General features: G+C 60.0%; 24 protein-coding genes. 10 read left to right on the plus strand and 14 right to left on the minus strand.

The window, feature by feature from the left end:
- Positions 1-2 precede the first annotated feature (2 nt).
- Complete coding sequence (locus ACFVHU_RS04025; protein ID WP_332498443.1) at positions 3-1,031, plus strand: GNAT family N-acetyltransferase; 1,029 nt, start codon at positions 3-5, stop codon at positions 1,029-1,031.
- Positions 1,032-1,114: 83 nt separating this feature from the next.
- Here ACFVHU_RS04025 and ACFVHU_RS04030 read toward each other — a convergent pair whose 3' ends face one another.
- The 6 genes from ACFVHU_RS04030 to ACFVHU_RS04055 all read right to left on the minus strand — a co-directional run bounded on the left by ACFVHU_RS04030 (position 1,115) and on the right by ACFVHU_RS04055 (position 5,900).
- Positions 1,115-2,335 (minus strand): mechanosensitive ion channel, encoded by a 1,221-nt coding sequence (locus tag ACFVHU_RS04030; RefSeq protein ID WP_133833686.1) that lies wholly within the window; start codon positions 2,333-2,335, stop codon positions 1,115-1,117.
- A gap of 294 nt (positions 2,336-2,629) precedes the next feature.
- A complete protein-coding gene (locus ACFVHU_RS04035) occupies positions 2,630-3,061 on the minus strand; it encodes an OsmC family protein (RefSeq protein WP_105657548.1) in 432 nt (143 codons plus the stop codon).
- A 31-nt stretch (positions 3,062-3,092) separates the two neighbouring features.
- Positions 3,093-3,527 carry a GNAT family N-acetyltransferase gene (locus ACFVHU_RS04040; protein ID WP_166650724.1) on the minus strand — a complete coding sequence of 145 codons (435 nt, stop codon included), beginning with the start codon at positions 3,525-3,527 and terminating at the stop codon, positions 3,093-3,095.
- A gap of 121 nt (positions 3,528-3,648) precedes the next feature.
- Complete coding sequence (locus tag ACFVHU_RS04045) at positions 3,649-4,443, minus strand: alpha/beta fold hydrolase (protein WP_166650723.1); 795 nt, start codon at positions 4,441-4,443, stop codon at positions 3,649-3,651.
- Positions 4,434-5,153, minus strand: coding sequence for a lysoplasmalogenase (locus tag ACFVHU_RS04050; RefSeq protein WP_388022584.1), 720 nt, complete (start codon positions 5,151-5,153; stop codon positions 4,434-4,436). Before ACFVHU_RS04050 ends, ACFVHU_RS04045 begins: the two co-directional genes overlap by 10 nt.
- Positions 5,154-5,213: 60 nt before the next feature.
- A complete protein-coding gene (locus ACFVHU_RS04055) occupies positions 5,214-5,900 on the minus strand; it encodes a VOC family protein (protein WP_388022587.1) in 687 nt (228 codons plus the stop codon).
- 275 nt (positions 5,901-6,175) lie between these two features.
- Between ACFVHU_RS04055 and ACFVHU_RS04060 the strand changes: the two genes are divergently transcribed.
- The 3 genes from ACFVHU_RS04060 (at position 6,176) to ACFVHU_RS04070 (ending at position 9,794) form a co-directional block, all read left to right on the plus strand.
- On the plus strand, positions 6,176-8,287 hold the full coding sequence (locus tag ACFVHU_RS04060) for an FAD-dependent oxidoreductase (RefSeq protein WP_388022589.1): 2,112 nt from the start codon (positions 6,176-6,178) through the stop codon (positions 8,285-8,287).
- A 128-nt stretch (positions 8,288-8,415) separates the two neighbouring features.
- Positions 8,416-9,303: a GNAT family N-acetyltransferase gene (locus ACFVHU_RS04065; RefSeq protein WP_388022592.1), complete on the plus strand. Its 888-nt coding sequence runs from the start codon at positions 8,416-8,418 to the stop codon at positions 9,301-9,303.
- Positions 9,300-9,794: a DinB family protein gene (locus ACFVHU_RS04070; protein ID WP_105661530.1), complete on the plus strand. Its 495-nt coding sequence runs from the start codon at positions 9,300-9,302 to the stop codon at positions 9,792-9,794. The genes ACFVHU_RS04065 and ACFVHU_RS04070 overlap by 4 nt, the downstream gene beginning before the upstream one ends.
- On the opposite strand, the gene ACFVHU_RS04075 is transcribed toward ACFVHU_RS04070, so the two are convergent.
- Positions 9,791-10,528, minus strand: a complete 738-nt coding sequence (locus ACFVHU_RS04075) for a hypothetical protein (protein ID WP_146112272.1) — start codon at positions 10,526-10,528, stop codon at positions 9,791-9,793. The genes ACFVHU_RS04070 and ACFVHU_RS04075 overlap by 4 nt on opposite strands.
- A 150-nt stretch (positions 10,529-10,678) precedes the next feature.
- Between ACFVHU_RS04075 and ACFVHU_RS04080 the strand changes: the two genes are divergently transcribed.
- The 3 genes from ACFVHU_RS04080 to ACFVHU_RS04090 are packed head-to-tail and all read left to right on the plus strand — an operon-like array spanning position 10,679 to position 12,062.
- Positions 10,679-11,110, plus strand: coding sequence for a hypothetical protein (locus tag ACFVHU_RS04080; RefSeq protein WP_105657556.1), 432 nt, complete (start codon positions 10,679-10,681; stop codon positions 11,108-11,110).
- Between the two features lie 5 nt (positions 11,111-11,115).
- A complete protein-coding gene (locus ACFVHU_RS04085) occupies positions 11,116-11,403 on the plus strand; it encodes a transcriptional regulator (protein ID WP_105657557.1) in 288 nt (95 codons plus the stop codon).
- A gap of 41 nt (positions 11,404-11,444) precedes the next feature.
- Entirely contained in the window at positions 11,445-12,062 is a 618-nt protein-coding gene (locus ACFVHU_RS04090; RefSeq protein ID WP_105657558.1) for an NAD(P)-dependent oxidoreductase, read from the plus strand.
- A 227-nt stretch (positions 12,063-12,289) separates the two neighbouring features.
- On the opposite strand, the gene ACFVHU_RS04095 is transcribed toward ACFVHU_RS04090, so the two are convergent.
- The 4 genes from ACFVHU_RS04095 to ACFVHU_RS04110 all read right to left on the minus strand — a co-directional run bounded on the left by ACFVHU_RS04095 (position 12,290) and on the right by ACFVHU_RS04110 (position 14,608).
- Entirely contained in the window at positions 12,290-13,051 is a 762-nt protein-coding gene (locus ACFVHU_RS04095; RefSeq protein WP_332728553.1) for an isocitrate lyase/phosphoenolpyruvate mutase family protein, read from the minus strand.
- A 129-nt stretch (positions 13,052-13,180) separates the two neighbouring features.
- On the minus strand, positions 13,181-13,657 hold the full coding sequence (locus tag ACFVHU_RS04100) for a GNAT family N-acetyltransferase (protein ID WP_388022598.1): 477 nt from the start codon (positions 13,655-13,657) through the stop codon (positions 13,181-13,183).
- A 28-nt stretch (positions 13,658-13,685) separates the two neighbouring features.
- The gene (locus tag ACFVHU_RS04105) at positions 13,686-14,072 is read right to left on the minus strand and encodes a VOC family protein (RefSeq protein ID WP_388022601.1); all 387 of its coding nucleotides are present in this window, start codon (positions 14,070-14,072) and stop codon (positions 13,686-13,688) included.
- A gap of 56 nt (positions 14,073-14,128) precedes the next feature.
- Positions 14,129-14,608, minus strand: a complete 480-nt coding sequence (locus ACFVHU_RS04110) for a GNAT family N-acetyltransferase (RefSeq protein ID WP_388022604.1) — start codon at positions 14,606-14,608, stop codon at positions 14,129-14,131.
- A 235-nt stretch (positions 14,609-14,843) separates the two neighbouring features.
- On the opposite strand from ACFVHU_RS04110, the gene ACFVHU_RS04115 reads away from it, so the two are divergent.
- Together ACFVHU_RS04115 and ACFVHU_RS04120 are read left to right on the plus strand one after the other, a co-directional pair.
- Entirely contained in the window at positions 14,844-15,137 is a 294-nt protein-coding gene (locus ACFVHU_RS04115; RefSeq protein ID WP_105657563.1) for a Fe-S cluster assembly protein HesB, read from the plus strand.
- Between the two features lie 115 nt (positions 15,138-15,252).
- Positions 15,253-15,897, plus strand: a complete 645-nt coding sequence (locus ACFVHU_RS04120; RefSeq protein ID WP_388022607.1) for a CDP-alcohol phosphatidyltransferase family protein — start codon at positions 15,253-15,255, stop codon at positions 15,895-15,897.
- Here ACFVHU_RS04120 and ACFVHU_RS04125 read toward each other — a convergent pair.
- Genes ACFVHU_RS04125 through ACFVHU_RS04135 form a run of 3 tightly spaced genes read right to left on the minus strand, consistent with a single transcriptional unit; the run spans position 15,894 to position 17,794 of the window.
- Entirely contained in the window at positions 15,894-16,421 is a 528-nt protein-coding gene (locus ACFVHU_RS04125; RefSeq protein ID WP_133833671.1) for a 2'-5' RNA ligase family protein, read from the minus strand. The two genes, ACFVHU_RS04120 and ACFVHU_RS04125, sit on opposite strands and share 4 nt — an antisense overlap.
- Complete coding sequence (locus tag ACFVHU_RS04130) at positions 16,414-16,959, minus strand: GNAT family N-acetyltransferase (protein ID WP_388022610.1); 546 nt, start codon at positions 16,957-16,959, stop codon at positions 16,414-16,416. Before ACFVHU_RS04130 ends, ACFVHU_RS04125 begins: the two co-directional genes overlap by 8 nt.
- Entirely contained in the window at positions 16,952-17,794 is an 843-nt protein-coding gene (locus ACFVHU_RS04135; protein WP_133833669.1) for a bifunctional 2-polyprenyl-6-hydroxyphenol methylase/3-demethylubiquinol 3-O-methyltransferase UbiG, read from the minus strand. The genes ACFVHU_RS04130 and ACFVHU_RS04135 overlap by 8 nt, the downstream gene beginning before the upstream one ends.
- A gap of 563 nt (positions 17,795-18,357) precedes the next feature.
- On the opposite strand from ACFVHU_RS04135, the gene ACFVHU_RS04140 reads away from it, so the two are divergent.
- On the plus strand, positions 18,358-19,506 hold the full coding sequence (locus ACFVHU_RS04140; protein WP_133833668.1) for an acetyl-CoA C-acetyltransferase: 1,149 nt from the start codon (positions 18,358-18,360) through the stop codon (positions 19,504-19,506).
- Positions 19,507-19,524: the final 18 nt, after the last annotated feature.

Below are 19,524 nucleotides of genomic sequence, written 5' to 3' on the forward strand. Positions count from 1 at the left end.
GCATGATGCAGCTCATAAAGTCGAACTTCATTGAACGCAGTTCCGTCATCTTCTGTGATGTACTTGCTGACATGGCATTCCATGACTTCCCTATCGTGCTTCCCCAAGGTTCTGCGCTATCCAGCACCATCATCTCGTTGGAGCAAGAACTCTTGGAATCCAGCCAACGCCATAGCCAGGAGCAATTGCAGCGGCGCTTGCATCCTCGGTTCGCCGAGGTGGGAGCCAGCGGGCGAGTCTATGATCGCGAGGCCATCATTGCCCAGCTGGCCCGGGAGCCGGCACGGGATGCCGGGGCGTTGAAAGTCGAAAGCCCGGTGGCTCTCCAGCTTTCAGACCAGCTGGTGCTGCTGCGCTGGAAGCTGCTCGCCGGTTCCCCCAGCGAACGCAGTTCACTGTGGATCCATGAGCAGGGCCGCTGGCAGCTGCTCTTCCACCAGGGCACGGCCGCCGCTCATCCGCAGCCATCTGCAGGACCGAAGGAAACCGTGCATGCCGACGGTGAATTCACGGTGCGCCGGCTGCGCCTTTCGGATGCCGAAGCGGTCTTCGAGGCATTCTCCTCGAACCCCGACATGTTGCGCCAAGGCGACGCCGATTCCCCGCAAAAGGCTGAGTCGTATGTGCGCGCACTGCTGGAGGCCGGGGAACGCCAGCAGGCGATGGCCGTCGCATATCGGGATCGGCTGGTGGGACTGGTGTGCGGTACGGTCGACCCGGCCAATCGGAACGCGTGGATTTGGTATTGGATGAACCAGAATTACCGGGGCCGGTCGCTGGCCACCCGCGCCGTGGCAACCTTGGTGGATTACCTGTTCGACGAGCTGGGACTGTACCGCTTGGAGCTGGGCTTGCGGGCAAATAATCCCGGGTCGAAGCATGTGGCAGAAAGCAACGGCTTCCTGCACGAAGGTGTCGAGCGGGGCAAATTCCTGGTTGCCGGAGAACGCATCGATGTGCACACCTACGCGCGGTTGCGTACCGATGGCGGCTCTGCGGTCATGCCCTTGCCGTGGGGCACGCAGCAGTAGCTTGGCGGGCATCAAAAAAGTCGCGGAATCCGGTTTTGGATTCCGCGACTTCTTATCTGTCCCTCAGGTTTTGTGATGCGTGGTTAGATGCCTGGGTTCGATGCCGGTGGCGTCGAGTCCGGGCCATTGGTGGCCTGTTGGGCCTCCATCTTTTTCAGCGTGCGGGCCGCAGCATCACGACCGCCGAGGCCAAAGGCCAGAGCCGCTGCCAATGCTGCGCCAATGACGATTGCGCCGAAGGCCATGTTGATGATCGAATCGGCGATACCCATGTACTTCAGGCCCATCGCCACGAACAGCGCAATTGCCGTGTAGCGGATGATCTTCGAAGCAGTAGTGTCACCCAAGAAGCGGCCAATCACATTGGCGATGACGAAACCTGCGGCGATAATTGCTGCGCCGAAGAGGATCTTGCCGCCCAAGGCCAGGATCTCATTGAGGATATTGGTGATCGCTGGGAAGTTCAGCATCTGGGCCGCCATCACACCGAAGAACAGCACGATAGCAATCTTGACGATGCCAGCGATGATTCCCGAAGCGCTCTTGCCCTCGGGAACTACGCCCCACTGGGCAACAACAGTGTCGGTACCCACGCCGTGGAGGGTGGATTCAAGTAGCTGCCCGACGAACTTGGCAATCAGGATACCCACGGCCAAGAGCGCCAAGGCCATGATGACCTGCGGGATTGCGGTGAAGACCAGCTGCAGCATCTGCTGGGCAGGTACCGAAATTGCCGCGATGCCCAGAACCTGCAGGGCTGATATTGCGACGACTAGCAGGATCAAGGCGAAGACGATGTTGGCAATGATGTCAACGATCTTCGCTTGGGATTCGCGAGACTGAACTTCATCTACTGGTTCGTTGCCTGGGGTGACCTTGCGGACCAGTCCGCTAAAATCGACAGTTCCCAAACCGGTCCTCAGCAGCTGGCGAACGATATTCGCGATGACGTAGCCAATGAAGAAGATGAAGCCCGCACCGATGAGGTTGGGGATGAAGGCCATGACGCCGCCGAGCATGCCCTGCACCGGCGATAGCACTTCGGATAGAGCGAAGACCTGCAGGATTGCCACGAGGCCGAAGAGCCAGACAATCAACCCCGCGACCTTGCCCAGGGATTGGCCTATTTGTTCTCCGTCATTGCCCTGCTTTTGCAGGAACTTCACCCTGTTCACCAGTTTGGCGGCAGCCCAACGAATTATGCGTGCAACTAGCCACGTAATGATGAGGATGATTAGCGCGATGCCAACCTTTTGTAGCATCGACGCCCAGTCGATATTGCCTAAAACGTTCTCAGACTGCATTGCTGCTCCTTCAACGTAGGGACAGTCCGACCCTACGATGAAGGTTCTCCGCTGACTAGGGCAAAGACCCATGCTCCCAGCTTGAATCATTGGACTTTCACAGCTCGAATTGCGAAAAGCTGACTATATCCCGATGTATTCAACGAATTCCGAACAATAAGACCTTGCCGACAACTGATCCACGCAATGTTAGAAAGTTCGCGGTTGCGTCCAAACCCGTGAATTGCCATGGAAGCTATTGCGGATTCAGCCATTGACCTTTATTCATCCGGGAATTGCCGGAAGTCCCGCTACCTAGTTGATGACTTCGCTCCGCACGGAAGCGCCCAGTTCAACGGTGCGGGAGACGGTGCAGTATTTGTCATGCGAAAGCTTGACGATGCGCTCCACCATGCTGGCTGCCTTGCGGCCTTCCTCGGTATCGGGGAACTTCAAATCGAAACCAAGATGGATGTCCTCCATCCGGCTCGCCGAGTTCTCAGAGACCTTGTAGCCGCCCGCTTTGACTTCGAATTTCTCAGGCTCGCTTCTCCTGGTGGTCGCCACATCAACATCAATTGCGGAACATCCTGCGATGGCAGCAAGCAGCAACTCCACCGGGGTTAGCAATCCTTCGCCCTGGCCGAATTCTAGGCTGGCTCCCGATTCGAGGCTAGTGGCCCTGTACTTGCGTGCCTCGACGCGTTCGATGCTGACTTCACGGATCTCACGGCTATTTTCACTCATGAAACTATCGTGCCACGATCCAGGCTGAAGACTACACGTGGCGCAATACGACTCGTTGCGGCGACGATGCAGATTCCCCGGGCACAGGCACGAATCCGCAGTCGCCAAAGAACGCAATGGCAGGCTGGCGCTGGCAATCGAGATGAACGCTGATCCCGGGAATGCTGGCGATGATTTCATCCAGCAGGATGCGGCCCACACCCTTCTGGCGATCAGTGTGCCTCACCCAGAGCAGTTCGATGCGTGTACTGCTCCATGCCGCAAAGCCAACAATGCGTCGACCATGCTGGGCAATCCTGACTGAGACCGATTGGCTATAGACAGCTTCCAGGGCGACGGCCACCGCATCAATATCAGCAGCCGAGAGGAAGTCTCCCCGGCGTTCCACCGAACTGCGCCAAATGTCGAGCAGGTCAGGCACTTCATCCACGCTCGACAGCTCGCGCAGCAGGAGAGTCTCTTCCATGCCATATTCCTTCATGCTCAAGCGAATCCGTACTTGCTGATTCGAAATGTAGCCGGGTGCCAGCGATTCCTCAAGTTTTTATGGATCGTTGCGGCACACCAGCATGCGGTTTTTCCCCGGCTCAAGCCGGCTCGTTCATGCGGCCCGTGCGGTGGGCCCAGTCCCGCAATTCGGCCGCGGCCTGCTCGGGCTGCTCAAGGTGCACGTTATGCCCTGCAGAATCAAGCACGCGGATCCTCATCGAGGGGTACCGGCGCGATAGCTGCTCGGGATCCCGGTATCCGGTGATGTGGTCTTGTTTCCCGCACAGGATGGTTACCGGAATATCCAGCTGGCGTTTACGCTCCACGGGCAGAGGATCCAGGAAGTAGCGCTTGGATAGCTTGGCCATGGAGCGCAAGTTCGCGCAGTCCAGCCCGGGCAGCACCCACTGCGCGAAGCTCTGCCACGCCTGCTGCGATTGCACCACGGCAATATCGGAGAATTGCTGTGCTTGGCGGGGATCTATCCGGGCCAGCAGCCCGGGATCCTCTACGACTACCTGCGCTTCGGGCACAGTGCGCCGCGAGGCATCGGGAAAGACCACTGGGGCCAGGAGGAATAGTCCTTGGGCCTGGCCGGGAAACCTGTCGGCCATCTCCTGGCAGAGCAAGGCGCCAAGAGAGTTGCCCAGCAGTGCGAACGGCCCCTCTCCCGCGGTTTGCCTGATCAGTTCCTCCAACCAGTTTGCAAGTTCTGGCAGTCCCCCGGGGTTCCCTAGCGGTGGACAGGTTCCGAAGCCGGGCAAGTCGACGTAGTGCAAGTCGAAGATCTGCGCGTTGGCCAGCTCTGCTTCCAGCGGCTTGAGGATACGGTGGTCTACCCCGTTGCCATGCACCATGAACAACGGGATCCTGCTCTTTGGGGCTACTCGCATTTCACCGTGCTCTTCTCCTGTGCCTCGCGCTGGCTCGCAGCGTAGCTGATCATCCATTGGCCAGCTACGTAGGTGAGCATAATCCAGAATCCCATTCCGGGGACATCGATATCCGCAAATGAGCGCAGCGCGATCAAGGAATCGGAGAGGAAGAATATTGCGCCGCCGAAGCCTGCGATCGGACCCAGCCCGGTACTGAGGATGGCCATCATCATCAATGCCGAGCCATAGATGATCACCGGGGCGAGCAGCACTCCCGCACCGGGTGAGCAGAGGACCAGCAGCAGGGCAAATGCGGCAAGATAAGGAAGCGGCATCCTCCAATGGCGCAGTATCGAAGATTTCCAGTATCTTGCCAGAGCGGCGATGTAGAAGAACTGCGCAACCAGGAATGCGCTAACCATGGCCAGGAATGCAGAATCGCCGTCCATGAACCGGGGCAAGGTGTCACCGACCCAGGAGAAGAAAAGGGCTATGAGCACCAGCCGGATCAGTGTGCCACGCGGCGAGGTGGTGAGGGCGAGAACCGTTCCTGCCAACAGCGGCATCAGCAGGATCTGCGTGGCGTCCGCCAGCAGCCCCGAAGGCCAGAACAGTTGTGCCAGCAAATGGGTGGCAGTTGCGAGCAGGAGCGCCAGAGCCGCGATCCCGCGGCGTGACTGCCCCGGGATCACCGCAACGGTGTGCTCATTGCCTAGGTGTGGTTGCACTTTCTTCCTTGGGTAGTGCCGATAATTGCGTTTAACGGCCTCGGGGCGTTGCCGGATCCGTCACCGGTTGGAAGCCGACGGGGCCAGGACGCAGAATTCATTGCCCGAGCGGTCCTGGAATACCCGCCATGGCAGCGTACCCCACGGACGGTCCAGTTCCTTGCCGCCCAATGCGCAGATGATTCCCAACGCGTCCTCCATGCTCTCGGCCTGTTCGAGACGCAGGTCCAGATGGATCGCATTCTTCCCCGCAGTCTTGGGTGAAGCTTCCCGGACAAGGACCAGCCGCGGGCCCGCGCCTGATGGATGAGCCAGAACCGCTGGAGACCGCACAACGATGTCCCATCCCAGCAGCTGCTTCCAGAATTCTGCATCTCCGGCCGGGTCAACGCAGGCCAGTTGCAGGGCTTCAAGCACCAAGCCGCTTGCGTCCTGGTCGTGGGCACGGAGCAGAAATTCGTTGCCTGCGGCATCGAGCCTGGACTCCATGGCATCCCGGTGCCGATCGCCAAGGCGTTCGCTGAAATGGGTGCCGGATCCGAGGATCAGGTGCACGCGCTGTTGAGCACGGTCCGGGTTCCGGACAGCGGGGAAGCACAAATCCAGGTATCTCGGTCCGGCCAGCTGCAGCCGGGTTTCATAGCCGTCGGCGTTATCGGTCAGCATCTGGCATTTGAGCAGGGTCTCCCAGAATTCCCCTTGCTGTTTCGGGCTCTCGGCATCGAAGACGATATTTTCCCAGTACATGCTTCCAGCCTACCGCTGGGGTGATGCCGGTCACTTCGCGCATTCGTTGAACCGGCCAATAATATCCGCATATGGAAATTGATTATCGTTGACTTAGGCAATGGAAACAGGAATTCTTTTCGCAGGATTTCCGCTAGAATTAGTTGCAATGACATTTTCTAATAGTATGATGGCATGCCTGAATTTGAACAAGTCGTTTATTTTAGTGGCATTAAATCCAATTCCAAGATCCTCCTGGCGGAAATTGGGGCATTTTCCGCCGGTATTATGTTGCCATGAGCAACACGGATTTTCCCCACCTGATGTCAGAAGGCCGGATCGGGCCTATGAGCACCGCCAACCGCATTGTCCTTCCCGCGATGGACATGAACGTTTCCGAAGGCGGTGAAATCGAGCAGTCGGAAATCGACCACTATGTCGCGCGTGCCGCCGGCGGAGCCGGAGTTGTCATCACCGGCGCATGCGCTATCGCCTTCCCTTACGGAGCGGCCTCGATGAAGGAACCGGGACTGTCAGACGACAAGTACATCCCGGGCATCAAGGCACTAGCCGACGCCATCCACGCTGCAGGCTCCAAGCTGTGCATCCAGTCCACCCACCATGGCAAGGTAGCGCGCGTAGACACCGCCAACGGACGTCCAGTCATGGCGCCGAACAAGCCGGACTACAGCTACTCCATGAGCGCGCTGGCCGATTGCACCCCCGAGGAACTCGCGAAGATGGGTGCTGCCACCAAGGGCAAGCAAGCCAGCTACCACGAGATGGCCCAAGAGGACATCGACTGGCTGATCGCCGCATGGGCCGACGCGGCAGAACGCGTAGCCAAGGGCGGAGCAGACGCCATCGAGATCCATGCGGCGCACGGATACATCCTTGGCGTCTTCCTTAACCAGCGCGATAATCTGCGCACCGACCAGTACGGCGGCTCGCTGGAGAACCGTGCCCGCCTGGCCTGCCAGGTCATCGCCGCCGTCAAGGAACGCGTGGGAGATTCCTTGGCGATCCTGGTGCGCGTAGCCGGAGAGGAATACGGCCAGGAAGGCGCGTTGAGCCTTGCCGAATCCATCGAGGCGTCCAAGATGTTCGAAGCCGCAGGCGCTGACGGCATCCACGTGACCGGTTGGGGACGCAACCCCTTCGACAACTTCACCGACGGGCCGCTGCCGAACAAGGTCGGGGCCTACCTGGAGAATGCCGCAGAGATCAAGAAGCATGTTTCCATTCCGGTGATCGCCGTGGGCCGCATGCTCCCGGACATTTCCGAGAAGGCGATCGCCCAGAACAAGGTGGACTTCGCTGCCATGGGACGCCAGCTGCTGGCCGACCCGGAGCTTCCCAACAAGCTGCGCGACGGAAAGCTTGACCAGGTGCGCCCATGCATCAATTGCTACCTGTGCGTGGCGGAGAACTTCTTCGATGACACCCCGTTCTGCGCAGTGAACCCGGCACTGGGTAACGAGAAGCTGCTGCCGTTGAAGCCGGCAAGCGCCTCGAAGCATGTGGTTGTCGTTGGCGCGGGCCCTGCGGGCATGGAGAGCGCACGCGTGCTCACCGAGCGCGGGCACCGGGTGACCATCGTCGACAAGGCCGACCGCTTGGGCGGAACCATGTGGTTCTCCACCATGACCACCCCGGATAACGAGCGCCTGCTGCGCTGGTTGAAATCCGAGCTCAAGCGCCTGCGGGTTGCGGTGAAGCTCAATACCCCAGCCACCGCGGAAACCATCCGCGGGCTGAACCCCGACCACGTCATTGTCGCTACCGGCGCCGTGCGCCCGAAGCCGGACATGCCAGGCGGCGACCTGCCCAACGTGCAGACCGGCGACACCCTGCGCGCCATGATGCTGGGTACCGCTACAGCCGAGGAAGCCGGACTGGTGCTGAGCACCATGGGCAAGCTCGGACGGCTCTCGGGCTTGACCAAGTCCCCGGAATTCGTCCGCCAGTTCACCAAGTTCTGGCTGCCGATGGGCAAGGACGTTGTAGTCATCGGCGGCTCGCTGGTGGGACTGGAACTGGCCGAGTTCCTGGCCGAGCGCGGCCGCAACGTCACTCTGGTCCATGAGAGCCAGCAGCTGGGCTTGCCGCTGGCCATGCCGCGCCGCTGGACCGCCGTCAAGGAGAATCTCGCGCATGGCGTCAAGATCCACCGCAATGTCTCGGTCACCCGCATCACCGAGAAGACCGTGGAATGGACCGAAGGCGAAGAGCAGTTCAGCGCCCCGGCCGACATGGTCATCTACGCCGATGGCACCACCAGTGCCGCGCCGGTAGCCGATCAGCTGCGCGGTGCCGGATTCAGCGTCGATGTCATCGGCGATGCCAGTGCGGTCAACTACATCCACGGTGCCGTGCATTCGGCGTGGAAGGCCACCGCCGACCTGTAGTCCGATGCAACTTGCACGCCCATAGGCAGCGGGCCAGCAGCATCCGGCGGATGCTGCTGGCCCGCTGCCTGCCGCGAACCCTTGTCCCATGGCAGGCCCAGTGCTTGAATGGGCCAATGGGCCTTAGAATGCTTACCCCCGCCGCGGCGCGGGTTGCCGACCTCGTCGATGAGCTCGCCAGCTGGCAACGCGATGGCCTGCCCCTGCAGCTGCATCCCGGGGATGTGGGCTGGTACGCAATGCGGGGTCTGGAAATCACGGCGCAAAGCCTGCGGGTCTGGGCGGATCGCGAATCGATTTATGCCATTGGCCTGCTCGATGGCCCGGATCTCATGCGAATGGCCCTGCATCCGGACTACGTCGGCATCCAGCCGCTGGCCGAGCAGATCCACACCGACCTCCTCTCGCCGCAACAGCGGATCTTCCCTTCCTCATCCGCCAGCATCGAAGCCCGCGGCGCGACGGCCTTGGGCCAGGTCCTGCAGGCCAACGGGTGGGTTCCGGGCGAAGCATGGACTCCCTTGCGCCGTTCGCTGGACACTCCGGTGCATCTGCCGGAGCTTACCTTTCGGCGGGTCGATTCCGCCCAAGCCAGCCAATGGATGGAAGTCCACCTCAATGCCTTTCGCGGCGCCGATTTCTCAGCAGAAGACTTGGCGCGTGCGGTGCAGCGCTGGCATACCATGGCCAGTACTCCCATCTATGCCCACGGGCAATGCCTGACCGCCTATGACAGCGACATGAACCCGCTGGCTGTCGCAGCGGTCTGGTCTGCTGGTCCCGGACGGCCAGGGCTGCTGGAGCCCATCGCGGTGCATCCGGCATCCCGCGGCCAGGGGTACGGCACGGCGATCAGCCTGGCGGCCGCTGCAGAACTGCGATCCATGGGAGCATCCAGCGCCTTGGTATGCACTGCCAGCGACAACACTGCCGCCGTTGCCACCTATCTCGCCGCCGAATTCATTGCCGATAACGAATCCTGCGACTGGCATCGCGGGAAGAACGAGGAATCATGAAAGTCTCCGAGCTCCTGTCAGACTTGGCCCAGCGGACAATTGACGCGGCACGCGCGCTTCCGCAGCTGGGCAATGAACAGCTCAACGCGCACCCGGGCAACCACCCCAACTCCATTGCATGGCTTCTCTGGCATTCAGGGCGCGAAGCAGATATCCAGCTCTCGGCGCTGAGCGGTCAGCCTGAACTCTGGGAGCAGTTCCGGGACCGCTTCAATTTGGGCGAGCTCGGCGATTCGATGGGCTTCGGGCACAGCGCCGAGCAGGCTCGCTCGATCATCGTCAACGACCAGCAGCTGCTCCTGGACTATTTGGAGGCGTGCTTTTCCGCGCTCGGCGGCTACGCCTCAAGACTGCGCGAGGACGAACTCGACGAAATCATTGATCGAAGCTGGGACCCGGCGGTTACCCGTGGGGTGCGCTTGGTATCGATCATTGACGACGCCTCGGTCCATGTCGGGCAGGCTGCCTATGCCGCTGGCGCCTTGGGCTAGGCTGCAGGCAGGCTTTTGGCCCTCTTGGCGATCCACCAGAAGATCACCAGCTGGAGCACCAGTACGATAGCCGAGATGCCGGCATCGCCCCATCCCATCGAATACCCAGCCTGCAAGGTCCCGATTCCACTGGCTACTGGGTAGAATAGCGGCCACAACACCGCGAGGTTGCGCATCATGGCAAAGGCAATCGCGAACAAGATCGCGAAAACACCGAATCCTGCTGCAGCTGCCACCGGAACCGAACCGAGGTGCTGAACCATGAAGCCGAGGCCAGTCAGCGCAATAGCTGGCAACCATCCGAAAGCGCGTTCCCACCGCAGATACAACCATCCAAAGACAAAGAACGGTTCCCACAAGACCAAGAAGTTCGCCGCCAGATGGCTTGCGATATCGGCGCCACTGGCGTTGGCCAAGGTGACCAGCTGGTAGGCGGACCCGGCACCCAGCACCAGGGAAATAGCGAGGGATGCCAGCAGGAGTTTTCTCGTGATCCCCACCCCTGCAAGAGTCTCTCGGCGCCGGTGCAGCACCGTCCAGAGAGGGACAAAGGTTCCGAAGACCAAAATGCCGAGCCAGAGAAAAAGGCTATCAATCGCGGTCCCCGCGTAGTAGCACAGGGAAAACGCCAGCAACGTGGCCAAGGCAATGAGCGTATCGGCTTCAGGTCGCCACGCGAATGCACTCCGACGGTGATCCATCGCTGTTTCAGATCGAGCAGAAAAAGCATTCATGTTGACGTGCCTCGGTGCCGTGGGTGGTTTAGCTGGCTCCGTCCGAGAATAGCAGTTCCTCAACCGTCCGATCATAAAAAGCATGAACAGATAAGGAATTGAAACAAAATACTACTTGCGAATATTGCAACTAGTTGCAAAGATTGAGGCATGAGCCAAGATTCCAGTTCATCCACCCCGCTATCGCCCGGCAAGGCGCAGCAACTGCTGGGCTCGGTCCCCCACCGCCCCCGCCGCGAACTCAAGGCCGTCGATCACGCGATAGCGATCTTGGTTGTTGCCGCATCATTGGCGGCAGGACTACTGGCACTGTCCGGATACGGTTGGATCTCCATAGCGCCAGCAATTATTGCCTTTTTGTCAGCGAATCACTGGTTCGCTGCGCGGCAGCGCCGCATCAATGAACCGCGTTATCCCGGTGCCCGCACGATCCTGGCCATTTTTGCCACCTGGTTGCTCCTGCCTATTTGGCGAAGCATCGTCCATCATGAAACCGCACCTTGGCCTGAAGCGCTGCTGCTGGGAGGCTTCGCACCGATGCTGTGGCTTGGCTACTATCTCTTCCTGTTAATTCGGCGCTGAGCTCCATGAATTACCAAGAACTTGATCCCTTGCTTCTGGCGCCCAAAAGATTCGTTACGCTGGCGCATCTGAGCCAAGTAGAACAGGCGGATTTCGCTGGACTCCAAGCAGCCACGGGGCTGTCCACCGCCGACCTTTCAAAGATCCTCAAGGATCTGGAAAATCGTGAACTAATCCACCTGTCAAAGGAACGCAAAGACCGCTACGGCATCACCCTCGTGTGCCTGTCGGAGAGTGGCCAGCGCACCTTCAAGAAACTGATGAAAACTCTCAACCGTATTGCGGGAGAATAGTGCGGGGCACCTGATGCCTTCACGCTTCAAGGAAAGAACTCATGAAACTCGTTATTATCGGTGGCAACAGCGGAACCGGCGCTGCGCTGGCTGAACTCGCTCGCCAGGCATCCCATGAAGTTACCGTCGTCTCGCGAAGCGGTTCCCGCACCGCGCATGGGCAAATAAATCAGCTCAACGGCGATGCCTCTGATCCTGAATTCGCGGTGCAGGCGATTGCCGGCGCCGACGCCGTAGCTATCACCGTGGGTGGCAGCAAGGGAAAGAAAAATGCCCGCACCAGCGTGACACGCAGTGTTATCCACGCGATGCAGGCGAACGGTCCCCAGCGCCTGCTGATCCAGTCTTCCCTGGGCGCCGGAAACTCCGGTTCGCAACTTCCCGGCGTCATCGGTCTCATCTCCAAAATGCTATTGGCCAAGCCTTTGGCCGACCACACCGAGCAGGAAAAGCTAGTGGAAGATTCTGGCTTGGATTGGAGCATTGTGCGCCCCACCGGATTGGGCAGCAAGCCTGCCCTCGGCAAGTGGACCGCACTGCAAGTTGGTGAACCAGGCCGGCTGGGTGGAAGCATTACGCGTGATGATCTTGCCGCGTTCATGCTCGAAACACTTCAAAGCAACCAGAGCATCAGCAAGGCCTACGGCATCAGCAATTAGTTCGGCTGCGGAAAGCCAGGGGCCCTTGACACCCGTTTGGTGCGGGCCAGTCCCGGCAATGCCGGAGCCTGCCGCCAAGGCGAAATGCCCTGGCGGCAGATTTTCCAACTATTCACAGAACACAAATGTCCTATGAGGTGCCGGGCTGTGCCCGGGTTGCCGTTCCTTGATGCAACCCGCGTGCGGCCGTCGCCCGCCTGGCGCGCACTGCCTTATCCGGGGAAGGCTTAGAGCCAAGCTCCGAGCTGCTTGCCGGACATCTCCGCCAACCACATTTGCCACAGCGGTCCGAAGCTCACGCGACGAACCCCTAGCTCACGCAAGGCTGCGAGGTCACCGGCGGGGTGCGCGTTGACTGGGTGGGCCGTCACGTTCACCGGAATGCTGACTGCTCGCACGACCTGCGCAACCTGATCGGCATTGGCCAGGGCCACCGGATACACGCTACGCGCACCAGCCTGCTCCATCAGCTTGATGCGCTCGATTGCCTCGCCCAGCGGGTCTGCGAACTTATCGGCCAGCTTCACTGCATCGGTGCGTCCGTTGATCACGAATTCGATGCCTGCTGCATCTGCTGCTTGGCGGACGCCGTTAATGTAGTCCGCATGCTCCTGGCGTTCACGGACACGGCCGCCTTCACGGTGGAGAACATCTTCGATATTCACGCCGACAGCGCCCGCTGCCGCAACGCGTTCGAAGAGTTCCTTCGGATCCAGGCCGTAGCCGGATTCAACGTCAGCGCTGACCGGCACATCGACACTGCTGGTGATTCGCTGAACCGCGGCCAGATAGTCTGCGAAGTCCATCTTCTCGCCATCTTCACTGCCCAAGGCATCGGCGACGGGGTGGCTTCCGACAGTCAGCGAGGCGAAGCCAGCGGATGCCGCGATGTTGGCGCTGAATGCATCCCACACGGTTGGCATGACCAGCAGTTCACCTGAGGCGTGCTGCTTGGCGAGGTTCTGGGCGAGAGCTGAAATTTCAGTCAAGGATATCTCCTAGAGTCGTGACGGAATCTACCCAGTCTACGGCTCGGAGTCCACGATGGAAACAACTGGAAGATGAACTCCCAGGATTCGGCATGAGCGCTGGAACCAGGCATCATTTCAATCCTATTGCTACTTGCCAGGTAGCGGTTTAACCATGATCAAGCAGGGCGTCCCAGCTCCCCAGAGGCTAGTTTCCTCCAGGGGAAGGAAGCCCTGCTTTTCATAGAATCGCCGAGTTTTCGCGTAGCCGGCATCCGGGTGCGAAGGACCCAGGGTCTTGACCTGCAAGAGCTGCACTCCGCCGGCGAGCGCCTCGGCTTCAATGGCTGCGCACAAAGCCGAACCGATTCCACCGCCGTGGTATCCACGGTCGACCACCATCAGATGGATCTCAACGGAGTGGTGGTAGTGCCGTTCTGCCAAGAGCACACCGAGCACTGCGCCTTGGGCATTGCGAACGGTCCAGGTTTCCTTGGTCCGCGCGGACTGGATGTACTCTGCGTTTGATTCAGGTTGGCCAAACCATTCAGGAACGGTGGCAAGCAACCGCGCAACGTCGCCTGGCACGGGATGGTCCCTGGTTGCTGCAAAGCTGGATTGTTCCACGATGGCTCCTGACCGGATAGTACTTGCGCTAGCTAGATGGGGTCATGATTTCCAGACGATTCCCGAACCCGTCGCGGGCATGGAACCGCAGATATCCTTCAAAGGTTTCGCGCTCTGCCCAAGACAGTTCATAGCCCATGGAATCGATACGGCCAGCGAGGGTTTCCCACTCCTCTACCGAGTCGCAGACCATTCCAGGATGCGCTTTCTTGGCTGGAATGAATGCATCGTCTATGCCCAGATGGATTTCCGCCACAACGGCATCTGCTTTGAAAGCGCGGAACCAGCAACCTCCCCTGCCGGCAAGGGAAGGCGGCTTGGGGACTTCGATTAGCCCCAGGGCTTCACCGTAGAACCGGCGGGCTTCAGCTTCCTGGCCGCGTGGCATCGGCAACTGAACGTGATGGAGTCTCATCTGGTCCCTCTTCGTCGCTGTTGCTGCCAATATACCTGCAAGGAGACTGCCCAGGGCTAGGTTCGGCCAATATTGAAGATCAGGGTTTCAGCCCGTGCGGCGTCGCTGTCTGGATCTTCAACCCGGCGTCCTTCCAGCTTGAATCCGGTCTTTTCAAGGACTCGGATGGAAGCTGCGTTTCTCGCATCGCAGGTTGCACTGATCCGTTCCAAACCAAGATCCTCGAATCCCCGACGGAGCAGGAGTCCAGCAGTTTCGGTGGCGTATCCGTTTCCCCAGTATTCTCGATTCAGGGTGTAGCCGATCTCCCCTGCCTTGGCTTTCCGGTCGGTGACCCACACCGAAGCCGAACCGATGAGAACATCACCGAGCATGACCGCCTGCAAGACCCTATGCGGTTGCCCGAGCAGTGCATCGGCGAGAAATTCCCGGGTGTCGGCCAGTTGGTTGGGTCCCCATGTCGAGTAGTGGCACACCACTGGGTCAGCGGCAAAGGCATGGATTGCAGGCAAGTCCTGCGGTTGAAAATCAGCCAAGCGTATTCCGTGCCCAGCGGCACTCCTGCCGCTGGCTGCCTGAGCGTCGCACATTATTTCTCCTTTGCAGGGCAACGCCAGTCTATGTGTTGGGGCGCACCCTATCGGGCTGGCGGGGTTCAAGTCCAAGCATGTTGCGCAGCTGTTAAGCGGTGTTGAGATTCGTTGCGTTTTTTGGAATCGTGGCACCCACATGCCCTGAACTTGGTATGTCCTCAACCGGAAGGAGAGCCTCGTGCTCGCACTGACCGACCAAGCAGCATCGATCGTGACCGCGATCGTCACCAACCAGGCCGAGGAAGAAACCGCTGGTCTGCGCATCATGCAGGCAGACAGCACCCACCCGGAAGATGCCGCTTTCGGCCTGCAGATTGTCCCCGCTCCCGAAAGCACCGACGGCGTCGTGGCTTCCGAAGGCAGCCCAGTCTACGTGGATGAAGCGATTGCCGACGCTTTGGAGGGCAAAGTACTCGACGCGGCGGTGGATGAGCAGGGTGGCGTAAGCTTCCAGCTCCTTGAGCAGGGCTAATTCTGCACCCTGCCCTTTAGCTTTGGCTGCGGGGGTCGTCCTTCGGGACGGCCCCCGCAGTTCGTTAACAATCTCCCTGCACCAGTACGCTGGACGGATCATATTTGCAGGCCAGATGCCCCGCACCCTTGTATATTGCGACGCAGTGCGTCATCGTTCAACTAAGGGAAAGGGGAAAGCAGTGGAAACGCGCGCGGTACGCAAACATGAGTGGGCGACGATTCCGAACGCCATCACGATTATTCGCTTTCTCCTGGTGGTTCCCATCGTCGGCTATTTGCTGGCCGATACCGAACCGACACTGACAGCGGTTCTGCTTCTCGCCTTCGGCCTGAGCGACTGGGTTGACGGGTTTATTGCCCGCAAGTTCAATCAGGTTTCGCATCTGGGCGTCCTGCTGGATCCCATAGCTGATCGTTTGGGCATCGTGGCTATCGCGATCGCCCTGGTGGCCAATGGGGCGATCCCCTTATGGGTTGGCGTGGCCATTTTCATCACCGACCTGATCCTGCTGTGCACCTATTTCTTCTTGCGCCTGGGCTCCCCGCCGGCTTCCACGTGGCCGGGAAAGATCCGCACCGCCATCATGATGCTGGGGCTGGCCTGCGTGGCGTGTGGCAGGATCCCCGATTTTTCGGTGCTGGCAACACCGGGCGTAGCCATTTTGACTGCCGGTACGGTACTGCATTTATTTGTCGGGTTCGGCTATCTGCGCATCATGCGTGCTTCTGCCAAAGAGCAAGCTGCATCGGCCAGCTAGTCGCGGTTTTCCTGCTGCATTGCTCCGGCCAGGAGCGTCAGTTCGGGTATTCGCGGCTTCCACAAGGCTGCCCGGCAGGCAGTCAGTTCCCTGAGCTGCGTTGAGGCCAGCTCTTCAAGTGCCCGGATATAGTCGGGAACAATTTCGCGTGGCAGCCGCAACCCCATGGTCAGGTGCGGGGTCCACCGCGGTCCCCGCCCATCGGGATTCAGCGCGCTGATTTCCCGGGCTGCCATTTCCAAGGCATCCGTGGTTTCCAGCAGCCACGCAACCGTCTGCTTGCGCTTCGTGCCAAAGACAATAGTGCCCACCCGTTGGAAGCTCGCGGGGATGAGCGCAGGCAGTAATTCTGCCGCCCGCTGCGTCACGACCTCGCTCATGCTGGGCGAAAAGGTAATGGTGATATGCGGAGTCTGGTGTTGCGCGGGGAAGCCGCGCATCTCCAACTGGGCAAAGACCTCCTGTACTTGCTGCTCCTGCTCTGCTGGAAGGTGCAGCAAAATGTTGTCCGGGGACCTACTCATCAAGGTTCTCCTTCCTCATGCTGGTGATCGGGCGCGACCACGTGCGCGCCCATGACTGCTTGTCCCCCACCGCGTAGGTGCTGATTTCTCCGGTCGGCGCATAACCAAGGCTCTTCCAGAACGGTTCAACTTCAGCAGCATTGGCATCGACTATCGAAATCCGGCAGGCGGTGATCAACAGATGATCCTGGATCACATCGAGCACCGCTTCATGGATCTGCTTCCCCAGGCCCCGTCCGTGCCTGGCACCATCGACCATGAGCAATCCGATGTGGACCGTATCTGGTCTGGGCCAGCCGACGATCAGATCCGCGAATCCGGCCAGTTCTTCGCCTTCCCATAGGCCAAGATCAATTTTCTGCTCGGATTGCGCCTTCGGCGGCAGGGCGCTCAATGCCTGAATTGCGGCATCGGATGCAGGCCCGGCACCGGTGACACGTTGCGAATATCCCGGGTTGCTTTCCATCAGCCGTTGCAGGCAAGCTGAATGCTCGATGGAAAGCACGGTAACCGGCAACTTGGAAGGTTGCCTATCCATGAGCAGTCTCCCCGGCCACTTTCCTGATCGCTTCCGCTTCGAAGATCATCAGGGGTTGTTCTCCGTTGAAGCGGTTCTTCTGCCAGTCACCCCAAATTGCGCGAACTTTGAACCCTGCGGCAACTAGATCTGCACTGATCTGCTCGGCGCTGCGGAAAGCCAGGTCCAGCTTTTCGACCAGTACTTCCTGCGAGTGCTCAATCTTGGCATAGGATGTCAAGCGCACGAGTCCCGCACTGGTTTCTTCCGCATCGCTCCACTCGGTCAGCGGACCGAATTGCGTGTCCCGGGTTGCGGTTTCTTCGTCATTCCATTGCTCCCAGGCGCGAGTCGACGGGTTCCTGCTTTCAAAGGCCAGCACGGCCCCGGTCGCCGCGGCAGCGCGGAGTTGTTTCAGGGTTTGCGCCCACTGCGGATCCGGGATGTGCTGGGCTACGTTGCCGGTCATCACCATCAGGTCAAAGGGCCCGCCGTCGATTGCCGAAGCGTCGCCGTCAATCCATGTGACTCGCTCAGCGTTGGGCCGTTGTCTGGCGTAGTCCATCATTACCGGTGAGGGGTCAACTCCAACGACAGTTCTTTGCGCAATGGCAAGCGTAACCGTCAAAAGGCCGGTGCCGGAGCCGAGATCCAGAATCCGGTGCGCTTTGGTTTCAGCCGCTAAGGCACGGTAATAGTCATGATCCGGTCCGTCGGGATTATCCGTATCGTAGAGCGCAATGATTCGTGGATCGTAGTCAGCGAAGCTCACTTGGGCCTGTTCCGTTCTCAAAATTTCCGTCGAGGTGCAGTGTGCTCCATCAATTCTTGCATTGCCTAGGTGCAGCCCGCCCATTGGCAAGTACTTCCATCAGGCGTGTTCAATTCGCCGGACACCACGCCGAGTACTCGCGCCAACACCGAGGGCACCGCGCTCCTGCTTTGACCTTCCAGGACTCCAGCCTTGGCAAAGCGCGGAACCGAATTGGCTGCCTTCTATGCCCTGTCTCCACCTGGCAGCACCCGGAATCACGCCACGAGTTGACCGCGGCCTTGGGCACCGCAGGTCCAGCGGAGGCCGGATGAGTCCCGGCAATGGTTGCAGGCTTCCCGAAGCAAAAACGATCAGACGGTCTTGTGCCCGTGACTCGGCGACGTTTAGCAGGTCCGGGTTGGGGTCGCTGAACCTGGACTGGGCGCTAATCCGGTCGCAGGCAATTTCCCGGCTCGCTTCGCCCGCGCATCCGTTTTCCATTCTGGAGCATATTCTCCAGCCAAGCCGCGCCTATCGGTAGCGAATTTGGAGCTAGTGGCATTTTCCCAAGCCAAGCGTGGCAATTGTGACCTAGACAACCGTTGATGAATTGGGCATTGTTGGTTCAGCAGACGTTTCCTGTCAAAAACTTCCTGGAGGAGCCCATGCCCGAGGCCTACATCATCGATGCGCTGCGTACACCTGTCGGACGCCGGGGAAAGTCTCTGGCGCATATGCATCCGCTGGACCTCGCCGCCGCGCCGCTGGCCGAACTGGTGAACCGCAACAACATTGATTCCGAGCAATACGACGAGATCATCCTCGGCTGCATCGACCAGCTGGGACCCCAGGCCATGGACATCGCCCGCAACGCATGGTTGGCCGCCGGCCTTTCCGAACACGTCCCCGGGACAACGGTAGAACGCCAGTGCGGCTCCGGGCAGCAGGCGATCTCCTACGCGGCCCAAGCAGTCATGAGCGGAAGCAGCGACCTCGTGGTTGCCGGTGGCGTCCAGTCCATGTCGAGCATTCCCCTGTCCTATTCCAACTCCGCCGCCAAGGACTTCGGCTTCCCCGATCCCTACACCGGCTCCACGCTGTGGGCGTCCCGCTACGGCGAGCAGGAAATCTCGCAGTTCCGCGGCGCAGAGATGATGGCAGAACGCTGGAGCCTCACCCGCACCCAGCTAGAGGACTTCGCTGCGGCCTCCCATGAGCGGGCATTGAACGCCCAGGCGCAAGGATACTTCGACCGCGAGATCCTTGCTTTGGATTCCCTGGCTGCAGATGAGGGGCCACGCCCCGTGGACCGTGCCAAGATGCAGTCATTGGCACCGATTGCCGAAGGCGGCGCGCATACGGCAGCCACAGCATCGCAGATGTCTGACGGCGCCGCGATGCTGCTCATTGCTTCCGAGGCCGCGGTCAAACGCTATGGGCTGAAACCCCGCGCCCGCATCCACCACATCTCGGCCCGAGGCGATGACCCGGTCATGATGCTTTCGGCCCCGATCCGCGCCACCAAGCATGCCCTGGCACGCGCCGGGATGGGCATCGAAGACATGGACCGCATTGAAATCAATGAGGCCTTCGCCGCGGTAGTGCTTGCCTGGCAGCAGGAAACCGGCGCCGACATGTCCAAGGTCAACGTCAATGGCGGCGCCATCGCCCTGGGCCACCCCATCGGTGCCACCGGTGCACGGCTGATGACCTCCTTGCTCCATGAGCTGGAACGCAGCGATACCCGCTTCGGCCTGCAGACCATGTGCGAGGGCGGCGGCCAAGCCAACGTCACCATCATCGAACGCCTCTAGCTACCCGCACCCGCCGCA

The organism is Glutamicibacter sp. NPDC127525, assembly GCF_042672105.1.
Taxonomy (GTDB): domain Bacteria; phylum Actinomycetota; class Actinomycetes; order Actinomycetales; family Micrococcaceae; genus Glutamicibacter.